Source organism: Aquipuribacter nitratireducens (assembly GCF_037860835.1).
GTDB classification, from domain to species: Bacteria; Actinomycetota; Actinomycetes; order Actinomycetales; family JBBAYJ01; genus Aquipuribacter; species Aquipuribacter nitratireducens.
Window position 1 is genome coordinate 465,766 of sequence record NZ_JBBEOG010000002.1, and the last position, 17,531, is coordinate 483,296.

At 74.6% G+C, this 17,531-nt stretch carries 12 protein-coding genes; 10 read left to right on the plus strand and 2 right to left on the minus strand.

Annotation, left to right across the window (positions count from 1 at the left end):
* The first annotated feature begins 17 nt into the window (after positions 1-17).
* Genes ligA through gatB form a run of 4 tightly spaced genes read left to right on the plus strand, consistent with a single transcriptional unit; the run spans position 18 to position 5,549 of the window.
* The gene (ligA, locus tag WAB14_RS05585) at positions 18-2,144 is read left to right on the plus strand and encodes an NAD-dependent DNA ligase LigA (protein WP_340268194.1); all 2,127 of its coding nucleotides are present in this window, start codon (positions 18-20) and stop codon (positions 2,142-2,144) included.
* A gap of 11 nt (positions 2,145-2,155) precedes the next feature.
* The gene (gene gatC, locus WAB14_RS05590) at positions 2,156-2,476 is read left to right on the plus strand and encodes an Asp-tRNA(Asn)/Glu-tRNA(Gln) amidotransferase subunit GatC (protein ID WP_340268196.1); all 321 of its coding nucleotides are present in this window, start codon (positions 2,156-2,158) and stop codon (positions 2,474-2,476) included.
* A complete protein-coding gene (gene gatA / locus WAB14_RS05595; protein ID WP_340268198.1) occupies positions 2,476-4,047 on the plus strand; it encodes an Asp-tRNA(Asn)/Glu-tRNA(Gln) amidotransferase subunit GatA in 1,572 nt (523 codons plus the stop codon). The genes gatC and gatA overlap by 1 nt, the downstream gene beginning before the upstream one ends.
* Positions 4,044-5,549, plus strand: a complete 1,506-nt coding sequence (gatB, locus tag WAB14_RS05600) for an Asp-tRNA(Asn)/Glu-tRNA(Gln) amidotransferase subunit GatB (protein WP_340268200.1) — start codon at positions 4,044-4,046, stop codon at positions 5,547-5,549. The genes gatA and gatB overlap by 4 nt, the downstream gene beginning before the upstream one ends.
* A gap of 24 nt (positions 5,550-5,573) precedes the next feature.
* On the opposite strand, the gene WAB14_RS05605 is transcribed toward gatB, so the two are convergent.
* Complete coding sequence (locus WAB14_RS05605) at positions 5,574-5,963, minus strand: hypothetical protein (RefSeq protein ID WP_340268202.1); 390 nt, start codon at positions 5,961-5,963, stop codon at positions 5,574-5,576.
* A 155-nt stretch (positions 5,964-6,118) separates the two neighbouring features.
* Here WAB14_RS05605 and WAB14_RS05610 point away from each other — a divergent pair, with 155 nt between their 5' ends.
* The 3 genes from WAB14_RS05610 to WAB14_RS05620 are packed head-to-tail and all read left to right on the plus strand — an operon-like array spanning position 6,119 to position 9,496.
* On the plus strand, positions 6,119-7,609 hold the full coding sequence (locus tag WAB14_RS05610; protein WP_340268204.1) for an arylsulfatase: 1,491 nt from the start codon (positions 6,119-6,121) through the stop codon (positions 7,607-7,609).
* Between the two features lie 13 nt (positions 7,610-7,622).
* Complete coding sequence (locus WAB14_RS05615; RefSeq protein WP_340268206.1) at positions 7,623-8,582, plus strand: formylglycine-generating enzyme family protein; 960 nt, start codon at positions 7,623-7,625, stop codon at positions 8,580-8,582.
* Positions 8,579-9,496, plus strand: coding sequence for an HAD family hydrolase (locus WAB14_RS05620; protein ID WP_340268208.1), 918 nt, complete (start codon positions 8,579-8,581; stop codon positions 9,494-9,496). The genes WAB14_RS05615 and WAB14_RS05620 overlap by 4 nt, the downstream gene beginning before the upstream one ends.
* A 9-nt stretch (positions 9,497-9,505) precedes the next feature.
* Here WAB14_RS05620 and WAB14_RS05625 read toward each other — a convergent pair whose 3' ends face one another.
* Entirely contained in the window at positions 9,506-10,774 is a 1,269-nt protein-coding gene (locus tag WAB14_RS05625) for a PQQ-dependent sugar dehydrogenase (protein ID WP_340268210.1), read from the minus strand.
* 119 nt (positions 10,775-10,893) lie between these two features.
* On the opposite strand from WAB14_RS05625, the gene ilvD reads away from it, so the two are divergent.
* The 3 genes from ilvD (at position 10,894) to WAB14_RS05640 (ending at position 17,529) form a co-directional block, all read left to right on the plus strand.
* Positions 10,894-12,594 (plus strand): dihydroxy-acid dehydratase, encoded by a 1,701-nt coding sequence (ilvD, locus tag WAB14_RS05630; protein ID WP_340268212.1) that lies wholly within the window; start codon positions 10,894-10,896, stop codon positions 12,592-12,594.
* Positions 12,595-12,729: 135 nt separating this feature from the next.
* Positions 12,730-15,480 (plus strand): putative bifunctional diguanylate cyclase/phosphodiesterase, encoded by a 2,751-nt coding sequence (locus tag WAB14_RS05635; protein ID WP_340268214.1) that lies wholly within the window; start codon positions 12,730-12,732, stop codon positions 15,478-15,480.
* Positions 15,481-15,717: 237 nt separating this feature from the next.
* Positions 15,718-17,529 (plus strand): acetolactate synthase large subunit, encoded by a 1,812-nt coding sequence (locus tag WAB14_RS05640; protein WP_340268216.1) that lies wholly within the window; start codon positions 15,718-15,720, stop codon positions 17,527-17,529.
* Positions 17,530-17,531: the final 2 nt, after the last annotated feature.

Genomic DNA, 17,531 nt, shown 5'->3' on the forward strand with positions numbered 1-17,531 from the left:
GTGGCAGGATCCCGACCGTGAGCGAGTCCGTCCCCGCCGACGTCCCCGAGGCCGCCCGCGAGAGGGCCGCCGCGCTCGCCGAGGAGATCCGCGCCCACCAGTTCGCCTACTACGTCCGCGACACCCCGACGGTGTCCGACGCGGAGTACGACGCCCTCCTCCAGGAGCTGCAGCGGCTCGAGGCCGAGCACCCCGCCCTCGTCACGCCGGACAGCCCCACCCAGCAGGTCGGCGGCACGTTCTCGACCGAGTTCACGCCCGTCGACCACCTCCAGCGCCTGCTGAGCCTCGACAACGTCTTCAGCCCCGAGGAGCTCGCCGAGTGGGACGCGCGGGTCCGCGCGGAGGCGGGCGACGACATCCGGTACCTCTGCGAGCTCAAGATCGACGGGCTCGCGGTCAACCTCCTCTACGTCGACGGCCGGCTCGAGCGCGCGGCGACGCGCGGCGACGGGCGCACCGGGGAGGACATCACCCTCAACGTCCGCACGATCGACACCGTCCCGACCGCGCTGTCCGGCTCCGACGCCGCCGCCGGCGTGCCGGTGCCGCACCGGGTCGAGGTCCGCGGCGAGGTGTTCTTCCCCGTCGAGGCCTTCACCCGGCTCAACGCCGAGCTCACCGAGGCGGGCAGGAGCCCGTTCGCCAACCCCCGCAACGCCGCGGCCGGGTCGCTGCGGCAGAAGGACCCACGGGTGACGGCCCGGCGCCCGCTCGACATGCGCGTCCACGGCCTGGGCCTGCTCGACGGCTGGACGGTGCAGAGCCAGTCCGAGGCCTACGACGTGCTGCGGGCGTGGGGCCTGCCGACCGCGGACACCTACCGCGTCGTCGACACGCTCGCGGAGGTCCAGGAGTTCGTCGACTTCTACGCCGAGCACCGGCACGACGTCGCCCACGAGATCGACGGCGTCGTCGTCAAGGTCGACCAGACCGCCCTGCAGCGCCGCCTCGGCGCCACGAGCCGCGCGCCCCGCTGGGCGACGGCGTACAAGTACCCGCCGGAGGAGGTCCGCACCCGCCTGCTCGACATCCAGGTCAACGTGGGGCGCACGGGCCGCGTCACCCCGTTCGCCGTCATGGAGCCGGTCCTCGTCGCCGGGTCCACGGTGTCGATGGCGACGCTGCACAACGCCGACGAGGTGCGGCGCAAGGGCGTGCTCATCGGCGACACCGTGTGGCTGCGCAAGGCCGGCGACGTCATCCCCGAGGTGCTCGGCCCGGTCGTCGAGCTGCGCGACGGCAGCGAGCGCGCCTTCGAGATGCCGACGCACTGCCCGTCGTGCGGCACGGAGCTGCGGCGGGAGACCGAGAGCGCGGTCGACATCCGCTGCCCGAACCGACGCACGTGCCCCAGCCAGCTGCGGGAGCGGCTGTTCCACCTCGCCTCACGCAACGCCTTCGACATCGAGGCGCTCGGCTGGGAGGGCTCGCAGTCGCTGCTCGAGGCGGGGGTCGTCACCGACGAGGGCGACGTGTTCGACCTCGACGAGGAGCGGCTGTGCCGGGTGCCGCTCTACACGAACAACGACGGCAACCTCTCGGCCAACGGCCGGCGCCTGCTCGCGAACCTCGGCGAGGCGCGGCAGCGGCCCCTGTGGCGGGTGCTCGTCGCGCTCTCCATCCGCCACGTCGGCCCGACGGCGGCGCGGGCGCTGGCCACCCGCTACGGCTCGCTGCCCGCGCTGCGGGAGGTCGCGGAGAGCGGTGACCGGGCCGCCGCGGTCGAGGAGCTCGCCGCCACCGACGGCGTCGGCCGCACCATCGCCGAGGCGATCGTCGACTGGTTCGCCGTCGACTGGCAGGCCTCCGTCGTCGACCGCTGGCAGGCGGCGGGCGTGCGGATGGCCGACGAGCGCGACGCGTCGACGCCGCGGGTGCTCGAGGGGATGACCGTCGTCGTCACCGGCTCGCTCGAGCGGTTCAGCCGCGACGAGGCGAAGGAGGCGATCCTCGCCCGGGGCGGCAAGGCCGCCAGCTCGGTGTCGAGGAGGACCACGGCCGTCGTCGTCGGCGACAGCCCCGGCTCCAAGGCCGCGAAGGCGGAGGAGCTCGGGGTGCCCGTGCTCGACGAGGCCGGCTTCGAGCGGCTGCTCGCCGAGGGTGCCGCGGCCCTGCCCGGGGACACCGCGGCGACCTCCTAGACTCGCCCACCATGTCCGACACCCCCGCCCGCTCGGCCGAGCAGCTCGACGCGGACCGCGTCGCGCACCTCGCCGGGCTCGCGCGCATCGCCCTCACCGACGCCGAGCGCGAGCGGCTCGCCGGGCAGCTGTCCGTCGTCCTCGAGGCCGTCGCCCAGGTGCAGGAGGTCGCGACCCCCGACGTGCCCGCCACCAGCCACCCGATGCCGCTGACGAACGTCATGCGCGACGACGTCCCCGTGCCGGGGCTGTCGCCCGAGGCGGCGCTGGCCGGGGCGCCCGCCGTCGAGGACGACCGGTTCCGCGTCCCCCGCATCCTCGAGGAGGACTGATGAGCACGAGCCGCGACCTCACCCGCCTCGGCGCCGCGCAGATGGCGGAGGAGATGGCGGCCGGTGACGTGTCGAGCGTCGAGCTCGTCGAGGCCGCCCTCGCGCGCATCGACGCCGTCGACGGCTCCGCCGAGGCCGGCGTCCACGCCTTCCTCCACGTCGCCGCCGACGAGGCGCTCGCCGTCGCGCGCTCCGTCGACGAGGCACGCGCGGCGGGCGAGCCGCTGCCGGCGCTGGCCGGGGTCCCGGTCGCCGTCAAGGACGTCGTCGCGACCCGGGGCATGCCGACGACCGTCGGATCCCGCATCCTCGAGGGCTGGGTCCCGCCGTACGACGCGACGCTCGTCGAGCGGCTGCGGGCCGCGCGGACGCCCCTGCTCGGCAAGACCAACATGGACGAGTTCGCCATGGGCTCGTCCACCGAGCACTCCGCGTACGGTCCCACGCGCAACCCGTGGGACCTCGAGCGCATCCCCGGTGGGTCCGGGGGCGGGTCGGCAGCCGCCGTCGCCGCGTACGAGGCGCCGCTGGCCGTCGGCACCGACACCGGCGGGTCCATCCGGCAGCCCGCCGCCGTCACCGGCACCGTGGGCGTCAAGCCCACCTACGGCGGCGTGTCCCGCTACGGCCTCGTCGCGCTCGCCTCGAGCCTCGACCAGGCCGGGCCGTGCGCCCGGTCCGTGCTCGACGCGGCGCTGCTCCACGCCGCGATGGGCGGGCACGACCCCCGGGACTCCACCTCGCTGGCCGGCCGTGCCCCCGACGTCGTGGCTGCCGCCCGCGACGGGGCCACCGGCGACCTCGCCGGGGTCCGTGTCGGGCTCGTCCGCGAGCTCGGCGGCGAGGGCTACCAGGCCGGGGTGCAGGCGCGCTTCGCCGAGGCCGTCGACGTGCTCCGCGAGGCCGGCGCCGAGGTCGTGGAGGTGTCGGCGCCCCACTTCCGCTACGCGCTCGCCGCGTACTACCTCATCCTGCCCAGCGAGGCGTCGAGCAACCTCGCGAAGTTCGACGCCATGCGCTACGGCCTGCGGGTGGGCGACGGCGACCCGCAGGCGACCGCGGAGGCCGTCATGTCGGCGACCCGCGAGGCCGGCTTCGGTGACGAGGTCAAGCGGCGCATCGTCCTCGGTACCTACGCGCTGTCCGCCGGCTACTACGACGCCTACTACGGCTCCGCGCAGAAGGTGCGCACGCTCGTCCAGCGCGACTTCGCCGCTGCGTTCGAGCGTGCCGACGTGCTCGTGTCGCCGACCGCCCCGACCACGGCGTTCCGCTTCGGCGACAAGCTGGACGACCCGATGGCGATGTACCTCAACGACGTCGCCACCATCCCCGCCAACCTCGCGGGCGTCCCCGGGATGTCCCTGCCGAGCGGCCTGGCCGACGAGGACGGGCTGCCCGCCGGCATCCAGCTGCTCGCGCCCGCGCAGGCCGACGACCGGCTCTACCGGGTCGGTGCGGCCCTCGAGGCGCGCCTGCTCGACCGCTGGGGCGGTCCGCTGCTCGATCGCGCGCCCGCGCTCGGCTCCTTCCCCCGCCGCGACCTCACGACCACGGGAGCACCCGCATGACCGCGACCACGGAGCTCGTGGAGTTCGACGACGCCGTCGCGCGCTTCGACCCCGTCGTGGGCCTGGAGGTCCACGTCGAGCTGTCGACGCGCACCAAGATGTTCTGCGGCTGCGAGCACTCCTTCGCCGCGCCGCCGAACAGCCAGGTGTGCCCGGTCTGCCTCGGGCTGCCCGGCGCGCTGCCGGTGCTCAACGGGGCCGCGGTGGAGTCGGCGGTGCGGATCGGCCTCGCGCTCAACTGCGAGATCGCGCCGTACGGCCGGTTCGCGCGGAAGAACTACTTCTACCCGGACATGCCGAAGAACTTCCAGACCTCGCAGTACGACGAGCCGATCGCCCACGACGGGTGGCTCGACGTCGAGCTCGACGACGGCGAGGTCGTGCGCGTCGGCATCGAGCGCGCCCACATGGAGGAGGACACCGGCAAGTCGACGCACGTCGGCGGCTCGACCGGCCGGATCCACGGGGCCGAGTACTCCCTCGTCGACTACAACCGGGCCGGCATCCCCCTCATCGAGATCGTGACGAGGCCCGTGCTCGGCACCGGGCCGCGCGTCGCGGAGGTCGCCCGCGCCTACGTCGCGACGCTGCGGGACCTGCTCCGCTCCCTCGGGGTGTCGGAGGTGCGCATGGAGCGCGGCAACCTGCGCTGCGACGCGAACGTGTCCCTGCGACCGTCGCCCGACGCGCCGCTCGGCACGCGGACGGAGACGAAGAACGTCAACTCGCTGCGCTCGGTCGAGCGCGCCGTCCGGTACGAGGTGCAGCGGCAGGCTGCCCTCCTGACGGCCGGGGGAACCGTCACGCAGGAGACCCGGCACTGGCACGAGGACACCGGTGTCACGACCTCGGGACGCCCGAAGTCCGACGCCGACGACTACCGGTACTTCCCCGAGCCCGACCTCGTACCGGTCGAGCCCGACGCCGAGTGGGTCGAGTCGCTGCGTGCGTCGCTGCCGGAGCCGCCCGCGGCCCGGCACCGGCGGCTGCAGGGGGAGTGGGGCCTCGCCGACGCCGAGATGCGTGACGTCGTCAACGCGGGCGCCCTCGACCTCGTCGAGGCCACCGTCGCCGCGGGCGCGGCGCCGGCGGCCGCGCGCAAGTGGTGGATGGGCGAGCTGTCGCGCCGGGCCAAGGCGGACGGCGTCGAGCTCGGCGACCTCGCCGTCACCCCCGGCCAGGTCGCGGAGCTGCAGGGCCTCGTCGACTCGGGCCGGCTCACCGACTCCCTCGCGCGGCAGGTGCTCGACGGCGTCCTCGCCGGCGAGGGCGCGCCGGAGCAGGTCGCCACCGCCCGGGGGCTCGAGGTCGTCTCCGACGACTCGGCGCTCGGCGACGCCGTCGACCGCGCCATCGCCGCGAACCCGGACGTCGCGGCGAAGGTCCGGGACGGCAAGGTGCAGGCCGCCGGTGCCCTCATCGGCGCCGTCATGAAGGAGATGCGCGGCCAGGCGGACGCCGCCCGCGTGCGGGAGCTCGTGCTGGAGCGCCTCGGGGCCTGAGGCGATCCGGTCGCCGGCCTCGCGTCACGACGAGACGAGAAGGGCGATCGTCACCGAGTGCACCACGGCGATGCCGAGGTTCGACAGCACGACGGGGTTGCGGAGGTCCCGGACCGTGACCCCGCTCAGCACCTTGTAGACGACCTGCAGCCCGAGCAGGGCGAGCACGGCGGGTTCGAGGTCGGGGAGCCGCCTGCTGGCCACCAGGACCGTGACGAGCAGGGCGGCGGAGCCGGCGAGGATCGCGAGGTAGATCGCCAGCAGGATGTCGCGCGCCGGCGTGCGTTCGCCGTAGGCGCCCGCCGGCCAGCGGGCACCCAGGAGGAGCGAGCCCGTCACCGGGACGAGGACGAGCACGTTGAGGACGAGCGAGACGACCGTCAGCGGCAGTGCCGCGGTCTCGAGGCCGACCATGCGCCCATGGTGCGTGATGTCAGTAACTGACGCAAGGTTTCCGGCCGCACGCCGCAGGGTGCTCACCCGGGCCGGGTGAGGCGTGGCGTCGACGGCCCGGCCTAGCGTCCGTCGCGGGCGCCGGAGCCGGCGGTCCGGGGCGGAAGGAGACGCGCATGCCCGGTGGTCGACCGAACATCCTCGTCCTGTGGGGCGACGACATCGGGATCACGAACCTCAGCTGCTACTCCGACGGGCTCATGGGGTACCGCACCCCGAACATCGACCGCATCGCCGAGGAGGGGGCGCGCTTCACCGACTACTACGGGGAGCAGTCGTGCACCGCCGGGCGGGCCGCGTTCATCACAGGGCAGAACCCGTACCGCACCGGACTGACGAAGGTCGGGATGCCCGGCGCGGACATCGGGATCCGGGCGGAGGACCCGACCATCGCGACGGCGCTCAAGGAGCAGGGGTACGCGACCGGGCAGTTCGGCAAGAACCACTTCGGGGACCGCGACGAGTTCCTGCCCACCGCCCACGGCTTCGACGAGTTCTTCGGCAACCTCTACCACCTCAACGCCGAGGAGGAGCCGGAGGACCCCGACTACCCCGACCCCGAGCACTTCCCCGGCTTCCGGGAGCGCTTCGGCCCCCGCGGGGTCCTCCACAGCTGGGCCGACGGCAGGATCGAGGACACCGGGCCGCTCACGAGGAAGCGGATGGAGACGATCGACGAGGAGGTCGTACCGCACGCACAGCGGTTCATCCGCGACGCGCACGAGGCCGGCACGCCGTTCTTCCTGTGGTTCAACACGACCGGCATGCACTTCCGCACCCACATCAAGGACTCCATCCGCGGGCAGGCGGGCCGGTGGCAGTCGGAGTACCACGACGCGATGGTCGAGCACGACAGACGCATCGGGGAGATGCTCGGCGTGCTCGACGAGCTGGGGATCGCCGAGGACACGATCGTCCTCTACAGCACCGACAACGGCCCCCACATGAACACGTGGCCGGACGCGGCGATGACGCCGTTCCGCAACGAGAAGAACTCGTGCTGGGAGGGGGCCTTCCGCGTGCCGTCGCTGGTCCGCTGGCCCGGGACGGTCGAGCCCGGGACCGTCCTCACCGACATCGTGAGCCACGCCGACTGGTTCCCCACGCTGCTGAGGGCGGCCGGTGCGCCGGGGATCGTGGAGGACCTCAAGCAGGGCCACAGTCTCGCGGGGCGGGACTACCGGGTGCACCTCGACGGCAACGACCAGACCGACTACCTGTCCGGGGAGTCGCCGACGAGCGCGCGGGACTCCTTCTTCTACGTCTCCGACGACGGGGATCTCATGGCGATGCGGTTCGACAACTGGAAGATGGTCTTCCTGGAGCAGCGCGCCACCGGGACGCTGCAGGTGTGGGCGGAGCCCTTCACCGAGCTGCGCGTGCCGAAGGTCTTCAACCTGCGCACCGACCCGTTCGAGCGTGCCGACGTCACGTCGAACACGTACTACGACTGGGTCCTGAGCCACGCCTTCCTCGTGGTGCCGGCGCAGGCCTTCGTCATGCGGCTCGCGAGCACGTTGCAGGAGTTCCCGCCCCGGCAGGAGTCGTCGAGCTTCACGGTCGGGAAGATGCTCGCGAAGCTCCAGGCGGGCCTGCCCAGCTCGTGACACCCTCGTGACCGTGGTGGACTCCCCGGCCCTCGTCCGGGTGGCCGGTGGCGAGTTCCTCATGGGCTCGGACCGGCACTACCCGGAGGAGGGGCCGGCGCACCCGGTCCGGGTGGGCGACCTCGAGGTGTCCGCCACGACCGTCACCAACCGGCAGTACCAGGCCTTCGTCGAGGCCACCGGCTACGTCACCGTCGCCGAGCGACCGCTCGACCCGGCGGACTACCCCGGTGCGCCGGCGGAGAACCTCGTGCCGGGATCGCTCGTCTTCACCATGACGCCCGGACCGGTCGACCTCCGGCACCTCAGCCAGTGGTGGACGTGGACGCCGGGGGCGTGCTGGCACCGTCCCGAGGGCCCTGGCAGCGACCTCACCGGACGGGAGGAGCACCCGGTCGTCCACGTCGCCTTCGAGGACGCCGCCGCGTACGCGTCGTGGGCCGGGCAGGACCTGCCGAGCGAGGCGGAGTGGGAGCACGCGGCCCGGGGCGGCCTCGACGGCGCCGACTTCGTGTGGGGGGACGAGGCGGTGCCCGGCGGGCGCTACCTCGCGAACTTCTGGCAGGGCGGCTTCCCCTGGCGCAACGACCGGGCCGACGGCTTCGCGGGCACCGCCCCGGTCGGCTCGTTCCCGCCCAACGGCTACGGCCTGTTCGACATGGCGGGGAACGTCTGGGAGTGGACGACGGACTACTACGCGGCCCGGCACCCCGACCCCGCCGGCTCGGCGTGCTGCGTCCCCACCGACCCCCGCGGCCCCTCCGTCACCGACAGCCTCGACCCCGCGCAGCCGCAGTTCGCGGTCCCCCGCCGGGTCATCAAGGGCGGCTCGTTCCTGTGCGCCGACGAGTACTGCCTGCGCTACCGGCCCGCGGCGCGGCGGCCCCAGATGGTCGACACCGGCATGAGCCACATCGGGTTCCGCACCGTCCGCAGGCCGGTCCCGGTGGGCGACGGGCGCGGGGGCGGATGAGCGCCCGGCCCCTGCCGTCGTGGCGGGACGGGCCCGCCCGGGCGAGCCTGCTCGGCTTCCTCGCCGACAGTGCCCGGATCGCGCCCGAGGACAGGCTGGCCGTGCTCGACGTCGACGGCACGCTGTGGTGCGAGAAGCCCCGGTACGTCCAGCTGGACTTCCTCCTCGACCAGCTCACCGCCGAGGTCGCGCGCCGCCCGGATCTCCGCGAGCGGGCGGAGCTCCGGGCCGTGATCGAGGGCGACGACGCGGCGGTTGCGTCCTTCGGGCTGCCGCGGGTCGCCGCCGCGCTCGTCGAGCTCTTCGAGGGGCAGTCGCCGGGGCAGTTCAGCGAGCGCGTCCGCCGGTTCGTCCGCGAGCGGACGCAGCCCGAGCTCGGCGTCCCCTACCGCGGGCTCCGCTACCGCCCGATGCTTGAGCTCCTCGACGCGCTGCGCGCCGCCGGCTTCGACGTCGCGCTCGTCACCGGTGGCGGGGCGGAGTTCGTGCGGGCGGTCGCGCTCGACTTCTTCGGAGTGCCCCCGCAGTCGGTGGTCGGCACGCAGATCGCGTACCGGGTCGTGCGGGACGGGGCCGGTCGTCCGGCCCTGCTCCGGACGTCCGACGTCGACCTCAGCGGCGTGAACGAGGGGCCCGCCAAGGTCGCGAACATCCAGCGCGTGCTCGGGCGGGCACCGGTGTTCGCGGCGGGCAACTCCCCGGGCGACGTCGACATGCTCCAGTGGGCGGGAGCCTCGGGCGGGCCGTCGCTGTCGCTGCTCGTCGAGCACGACGACCCGGAGCGCGAGGTGGCGTACGAGTCGGTCGCCGGGTCCTTCGACGCCGCCGAGCCCGTCGCGGTGACCGCGCAGCGGTGGGGGTGGACGACCGCGAGCGTCGCCCGGGACTGGGAGACGGTCCTCGTCGGCGCGTGACGCTCGGGTTCAGCCGAGCGGCACCCGGAGGATCCGGTCGTCGCCCTCGCGCGGATCGCCCCGGAAGGTGTTGCTCGTGAGCACCCACAGGCTCTTCCCGTCGGGCGCGAGCTCGACGTGCCGCAGCCGGCCGTAGCCGTCGAGGAACACCTCCGGCTCGCCCGCCACCTCGCCGTCCCGGACCGGGACCCGCCACAGCCGCTGGCCCCGCAGGGCCGCGAGGTAGACCGCGTCGTCGGTCACGGCGATCCCGCTCGGCGAGGCCTCGTCCGTTCCCCACGTCGCGACCGGGTCCGTGAAGCGCTCGCCCCCGCCGGTGCCCTCGACCTGCGGCCAGCCGTAGTCGTTGCCCGGCGCGATGGCGTTGAGCTCGTCGGTGCGGTTCTGGCCGAACTCGCTCGCCCACATGGTCCCGTCGGCTGCGGACCACCCGAGCCCCTGGACGTTGCGGTGCCCGCTGCTCCACACCGGCGAGGTCGGGTCGGGGTTGCCGGGCGCGGGCTCGCCGTCGGTGGTGACGCGGAGGATCTTCCCGGCGAGGGACCCCGGCTCCTGCGACGCCGCCTCGTCCCGCGCGTCCCCGGTCGCGACGTAGAGGTGGCCGTCGGGGCCGAGGTCGATGCGACCGCCGTTGTGGACCTCGGAGCGGGGGATGCCGTCGAGGACGGTCGAGGGGTCGGTGAGGGCGAGGGCGTCACGGTCGAAGTCGTAGCGGACGACCCGGTTCTCCTCCGGCGCCGAGAGGTAGACGTAGACGTGCTCGGCGCCGACGTCGGTCGTGATCCCGAGCAGGCCGCCCTCGCCGCCGGGCGCGACGCCGGACACGCGCCCGTCCTCGCCCTCGGCGGCCACGGGCTGCAGCTGCCCGTCCGGCGTGACGTGCACGACGCGCTGCTGGTCCCGCAGGGTGACGAGCGCCGTGCCGTCGGGGAGGAAGGCGAGGTCCCACGGCACGTCGAGGCCCGTCACGACGTCCTGTGCCGCGGATGCGTCCGGCGCTCCGGTGGCGGTCGCGTCGGTGAAGGTGCTCGTCGGGTCCGGCGCTTCCGACGCGGTGCCCGTGGGCGCGGCCGCGGCGGTGGACGGCGCCGTCGCGGCGACGGAGGGTGGGGAGGGCGGGTCGGCCGTCGCGGTCGCCGGTGCCGACCCTGCGGCGCTCCCGGTCGCCGGTGCGGCGGCCTCCTCGCCGCCGCACGCGGCGAGGAGCAGGGCCGTCGCGGTCGTCGCGGTCAGCGCCTGCAGCGAGGCCCTCGTGGCGCGTCCCCCGGTGCGTCGCATGCCGTCCATGGTGCGCAGCCGTGGTGCCCGCCCGCACGACGGGCCCCGACCGGTGCGGTCGGGGCCCACGAGGAGTCCACCTGCCGACCGGCCCGAGGCGGCCGTCCTACGCTGTCGGCATGTCGGAGCAGCCGGTCGACCGCCGCCCCCGTTCCCGCGACGTCACCGACGGGCTCGAGCGCACCGCCGCGCGCGGCATGCTTCGCGCGGTCGGGATGACCGACGACGACTTCGACAAGCCGCAGATCGGGATCGCGAGCAGCTGGAACGAGATCACGCCCTGCAACCTCAGCCTGCAGCGGCTCGCGCAGTCGGCGAAGGACGGCGTCCACGCCGCCGGCGGCTTCCCCATGGAGTTCGGCACGATCAGCGTCTCCGACGGCATCTCCATGGGCCACGTCGGCATGCACTACAGCCTCGTGAGCCGCGAGGTCATCGCCGACAGCGTCGAGACCGTCATGCAGGCCGAGCGCCTCGACGGCGCGGTGCTCCTCGCCGGCTGCGACAAGTCCCTGCCCGGCATGATGATGGCCGCGGCCCGCCTCGACGTCGCCGCCGCCTTCGTCTACGCCGGCAGCATCCTGCCCGGCACCGCGAAGCTGTCGGACGGCAGCGAGCGCGAGGTGACGATCATCGACGCGTTCGAGGCCGTGGGCGCGTGCGCGCGCGGGCTCATGAGCCGCGAGGACGTCGACGCGATCGAGCGCGCGATCTGCCCCGGCGAGGGCGCGTGCGGCGGCATGTACACCGCGAACACGATGGCGAGCATCGGCGAGGCGCTCGGCCTGAGCCTGCTCGGCTCCGCGGCCCCGCCGGCCGTCGACCGGCGCCGCGACGGCTTCGCGCGCCGCTCCGGGGAGGCCGTCGTCGGGATGCTCGAGCGGGGCCACACCGCCCGCGACATCCTCACGCGCGAGGCGTTCGAGAACGCCATCGCCGTGCTCATGGCCTTCGGGGGCAGCACCAACGCCGTCCTCCACCTCCTCGCCATCGCGAACGAGGCGCAGGTCGAGCTCCACCTCGACGACTTCAGCCGGATCGGGGCGAAGGTGCCCCACATCGGGGACCTCAAGCCGTTCGGCGCCCACGTCATGACCGACGTCGACCGCATCGGCGGGGTGCCGGTGGTCCTCCAGGCGCTGCTCGACGCCGGCCTGCTCAACGGCGACTGCCTGACGGTCAGCGGCCGCACGATGCGCGAGGACCTGCTCGCGCTCAAGGCGCCGAGCCCCGACGGGCGCGTCATCCGGGCGCTCACCGAACCCATCCACGCCACCGGCGGCATCACGATCCTCCACGGCAGCCTCGCGCCCGAGGGCGCGGTGGTGAAGAGCGCGGGCTTCGACGAGTCGGTGTTCGAGGGCACGGCGCGGGTCTTCGACGGCGAGCGCGCGGCGATGGACGCGCTCGAGGACGGCACCATCACCGCTGGCGACGTCGTCGTCATCCGCTACGAGGGGCCCAAGGGCGGCCCCGGCATGCGGGAGATGCTCGCCATCACCGGCGCCATCAAGGGCGCCGGCCTCGGCAAGGACGTCCTCCTCCTCACCGACGGACGCTTCTCCGGCGGCACGACCGGGCTGTGCGTCGGTCACGTCGCCCCCGAGGCGGTCGACGGCGGGCCGGTCGCGTTCGTCGAGGACGGTGACCGGATCCGCCTCGACGTCGCGAACGCCACCCTCGACCTCGTCGTCGACGACGGGACGATGGCGCGCCGGCGCGCCGCGACGACCCCCCGGCCGCCCGCCCCGCCCCGCGGTGTCCTGTCGAAGTACGTGCGGACCGTGCGGTCGGCGAGCCGCGGCGCCGTCACGACGTGAGAGCACCGGGGGGTGCGCCGACCACGGGGCCTCCGTCCGGGCGGACATGACGCGGCGTCGCCGCAAGGGGTGCCCACGGGAGCGTGGGATCGGTCATCATCGACCGACCAGGCTCCCCGAGGGACGAGGACGGACATGCTGACCGAGCATGTGTCGCGGCCACGAGCGCTGGCGGTGCTCCGGGTCCTCGTGTGGGCGGTCGCCGCCCCGCTCGTGGGCCTCGGCGTCCTCGCCGTGGGGTCGCTCGGGCGCTGGAGCAGCCCGGAGTCGGCGCAGCAGGTCCGCACGCTCGTCCTGCTCGGCTGCCTCGCGGTCCTCGCCCTCGCCCTGGGGGTCCGTGCGGTGCGGGCGGTGGGGCGGGAGCGCCTCGCCTGGCTCGGCGCGGCGCTGCTGGCCCCCGTCGGCGCGGTCGTCGTCGTCGGCGGGGGCAACGGCACGTCCGGCACGAGCCTCGTGGCCCGCGCCGGCGTCGCCGTCCTCCTCGTCGTGGCCGTCCTCCTGTCACCCGGGGTCCGGCGCAGCCCGGACCGGGCCGTCATGCTCGTCCTCGAGGGCTGGGCGCTGAGCGCGGGACCGCTGCTCGCGGGACTGCTCCTGTGGACGGCGACCGCGCCCGGCGGTCGGCTGCCGCCCACGGCCGAGCCCGTCGTCGGGGTGTGGATCCTCCTCGACCTCGTCGTGCTCTCCCTGCTCGTCGGCCTGTGGCGCCGCCAGGAACGGGGGGAGCGCGGCCGGGTCGCCCCGCTCGTCGCGTCGGTCGCGGCGATGACCGCGGCCGAGGCGGTGACGTGGCGGGGCGGCACCACGGGACCGGCGGACGCGTGGTCGGACTCCCTGTGGGCGGTCGCCGTCGTGGCCGCGGCGGCCGCCGCCGTCGGGCGCGAGCCGCTGTTCCTCCACCTCGGCCCGGTGCGACGCCGCGCGAGCGACGTCCACGCGGACCAGGAGCCGCCGTTGACGCGCCACGAGTCCCGCACCTGGCTGCCCGTCGTCGTCGTCGGTGTCGTCGCGTGCCTCGTCGCGGTCCGCAGCCTCGCGGGACTCGGCCCCGAGCCGGTGTTCGTCGCCCTCACCTTCAGCCTCGTCGTCGCGGTCCTGGCGCAGACGGTCATCCTCCTGCGCGAGCAGTCCCGGCTCGCGCGCCGGCTCCACGAGACGTCCGTCCGCTTCCGCACGATCGTCGACGGCTCGTCCGACGTCGTCGCCGTCTGCGACGCCGCCGGGGTCGTCGTCTTCTCCAGCCCGGCCGCGCGCGCCGTGCTCGCGATGGAGCCGGGCGAGCTCGAGGGACGCCGCCTCAGCGGTCTCGTGCACCCCGCCGAGCAGGACGAGCTCGACGACGCGCTCGTGACCGGCCGCCACGAGCCGGTCGCCCTCGACCGCGTGCGGGTGGGCCGCGCGGGCGGGGGCTGGCGCCACATGGAGGTCCGCATCCACCCGCACGACACCCCGGCCGTCCCGGGCGGCCTCACGGTCGTCATGCGGGACGTGTCGGAGCGGGTCCGGCTGCAGCGCGAGCTCGAGCGGCGCGCACGCTACGACGCCCTCACGGGGCTGCCCAACCGGTGGTGGTTCTCCCGGGCCCTCGCCGACCGGGTCGCCGCCGGCCTGCCGACGTCGGTCGTGTTCATCGACCTCGACGAGTTCAAGGCCGTCAACGACACCGAGGGTCACGCCGTCGGCGACCGCCTCCTCGTCGCCGCGGCGCGTCGGCTCCGCTTCGCCGTCGCCGAGGACGACGTCGTGGGTCGCCTGTCCGGTGACGAGTTCGCCGTCATGGTGTGCGACGACGACGTCGACCACGTCCGCCGCGTGGCGGACAAGGTCCTGGAGGAGATGGTCGCCCCCTACGCGGTCGGCACGCGCCGCCTGCGGGTCGCGGCGAGCGTCGGGCTCGCGGTCGCCCAGCCCGGCGGCACGGCCGACGACGTGCTCCGCGACGCCGACCTCGCGATGTACGAGGCGAAGCGCGCCGGGGGCCGTCGTGCCGTCACCTCCCACCCCCGGCTGCTCGCGAGCGCGCTCGAACGGACCGAGCTCGAGCGGCGGGTGCGGGAGGCGGCGGAGAGCCGTGACTTCGAGCTCCACCACCAGCCCGTCGTGTCGCTGTCGGACGGGCGCGTGCTCGGCAGCGAGGCGCTGCTGCGGTGGCCGGGCTCCGGGGTGGGGCCGGCGGAGTTCGTCCCGTTCCTCGAGCACAGCGGTCTCATCCTCGAGGTGGGGGCGTGGGTCCTCGACACCGCGCTGCGCCAGGCGGCGGCGTGGGCCGCGCAGGGGGCGCCGCTGTCCGTCGCGGTCAACCTCTCGCCCCGACAGCTCGTCGACACCCAGCTCGTGGAGCGCGTCCGCAGCGGCCTGGCCGCGCACGGCGTCCCGGCGGACCGGCTCACGCTGGAGGTCACCGAGACGACCCTCCTCCGCGACGTCGACGCCGCCGTCGAGACGCTCGCGGCACTGCGCGCGACCGGCGTGCACGTCGCGCTCGACGACTTCGGCACCGGCTACTCCTCCCTCGCCCACCTCCACCGGCTGCCGATCGACGTGCTGAAGGTCGACCAGGCGTTCGTCCGGGCCGCGACCGTCTCGCCCCGCGACCAGGCCGTCCTCCGCTCGATCGTCGCCCTCGGGCACGAGCTCGGGCTCACGGTCGTCGCGGAGGGCGTGCAGGAGGTGGCGCACGTGCACCTCCTGCGGGCGCTGGGGTGCGGGCGCGCCCAGGGCTTCCTCCTCGCCCCGCCGGTACGGTCCGAGGACGTGCCCCGCGTCGTCGACGTGCCCCCGGTCGGGGCCGGGTCGCCGACCGCCGACGACCTCCGCGCCGACCTCGGCTCCGCCGACATCCGGACGGCCGTCTCACCCCTCGGGACAGGAGGGGTCGCCACCTGACACCGGCCCGGGTGGGGCGTACCGTCGCCCCCGTGGCACAGCACGGTGACTCCCGGGGCCCCAGGGCCGTCGGGGTACTCGTACTCGGCAGGCGCGTCGCCTGACCGAGCTGCAGCCACGGCCCGAGCGACGCGCGACCCCTCAGCCCCGACCGGGGAGGAGGGGTCGTCCCGCGTCCGGGCACCGGCCCGCGCGGGGTGGCGCGGGACGGACGCGGACGGAGAGGACAGCACGACGATGACGACGACTCAGGTCGGGCAGCAGGGGCAGCCCGGGCAGCCCGGGACGGCGCGGGCCCATGGCCCGGCCGAGGAGACGATGAGCGGCGCGGCCTCGCTCGTCCGCTCGCTCGAGGCCGCCGGGGTCGACGTCGTCTTCGGCATCCCCGGTGGGGCGATCCTGCCCGCCTACGACCCGCTCATGGACTCCACGAAGGTGCGGCACGTCCTCGTGCGCCACGAGCAGGGGGCCGGGCACGCCGCCGAGGGCTACGCGGCCGCGACCGGCCGGGTCGGCGTCTGCATGGCGACGTCCGGCCCGGGCGCCACCAACCTCGTGACCGCGATCGCCGACGCGCACATGGACTCGGTCCCGATGGTCGCGATCACCGGCCAGGTGAGCAGCGCCGCCATCGGCACCGACGCCTTCCAGGAGGCCGACATCACGGGCATGACGATGCCCATCACCAAGCACAACTTCCTCGTCACCGACCCCGCGGAGATCCCACGGGCCGTCGCCGAGGCGTTCCACATCGCCGCGACCGGGCGCCCCGGCCCGGTGCTCGTCGACGTCGCGAAGGACGCGCTCCAGGCGACCACGACGTTCCACTGGCCCGACCGCGTCGATCTGCCCGGCTACCGCCCGGTGACCCGGCCCCACGGCAAGCGCGTGCGCGAGGCGGCCCAGCTCCTCGCGACCGCCCGGCGGCCGGTCCTCTACGTCGGTGGCGGGGTCATCCGCGCCGAGGCGGCCGCGGCCCTGCGCGAGCTCGTCGACCTCAGCGGGGCCCCGGTCGTCACGACCCTCATGGCCCGCGGGGCGCTGCCGGACTCCCACCCCGCGAACCTCGGCATGCCCGGCATGCACGGCACCGTGGCCGCGGTGTCCGCCCTGCAGAAGGCGGACCTGCTGGTGGCGCTCGGCGCCCGTTTCGACGACCGGGTCACCGGTCGCCTCGACTCCTTCGCCCCGGGTGCGACCGTCGTCCACGCCGACATCGACCCGGCGGAGATCGGCAAGAACCGGCACGCCGACGTGCCGATCGTCGGCGACGTCCGTGAGGTCCTCACCGAGCTCGTGAGCGCTCTGCGTGCCGAGCACGAGGCGGGGCGGCGCGCCGACCTCGGCGGCTGGTGGCAGCAGCTGGACTCGCTGCGCGAGCGCTACCCCCTGGGCTACGCCGAGCCCGACGACGGCTCCCTGTCGCCGCAGTACGTCATCGAGCGGCTCGGCGCCCTCTCGGGCCCGGACGCGGTCTTCGCCTCCGGCGTCGGTCAGCACCAGATGTGGGCGGCCCAGTTCATCCGCTACGAGAAGCCGCGCACGTGGCTCAACTCCGGCGGGCTCGGGACGATGGGCTACGCGGTGCCCGCCGCGATGGGCGCGAAGGTCGGCCTGCCCGGCACCACCGTGTGGGCGGTCGACGGGGACGGCTGCTTCCAGATGACCAACCAGGAGCTCGCCACCTGCGCGATCAACGACATCCCCATCAAGGTCGCGGTGATCAACAACTCGAGCCTCGGCATGGTCCGGCAGTGGCAGACCCTGTTCTACGAGTCGCGGTACTCCAACACGGACCTGCACAGCACGCGGATCCCCGACTTCGTCACGCTCGCGGCCGCCTACGGGTGCGCCGGTCTGCGGTGCGAGACCGCGGCCGACGTCGACGCGACGATCGAGAAGGCGCTCGCGATCGACGACCGGCCGGTCGTCGTCGACTTCGTCGTCCACCGCGACGCCATGGTGTGGCCCATGGTCCCGGCGGGCGTGAGCAACGACGACATCCAGGTCGCGCGGGGCATCGCGCCGACGTGGGACCGGGAGGACTGAGC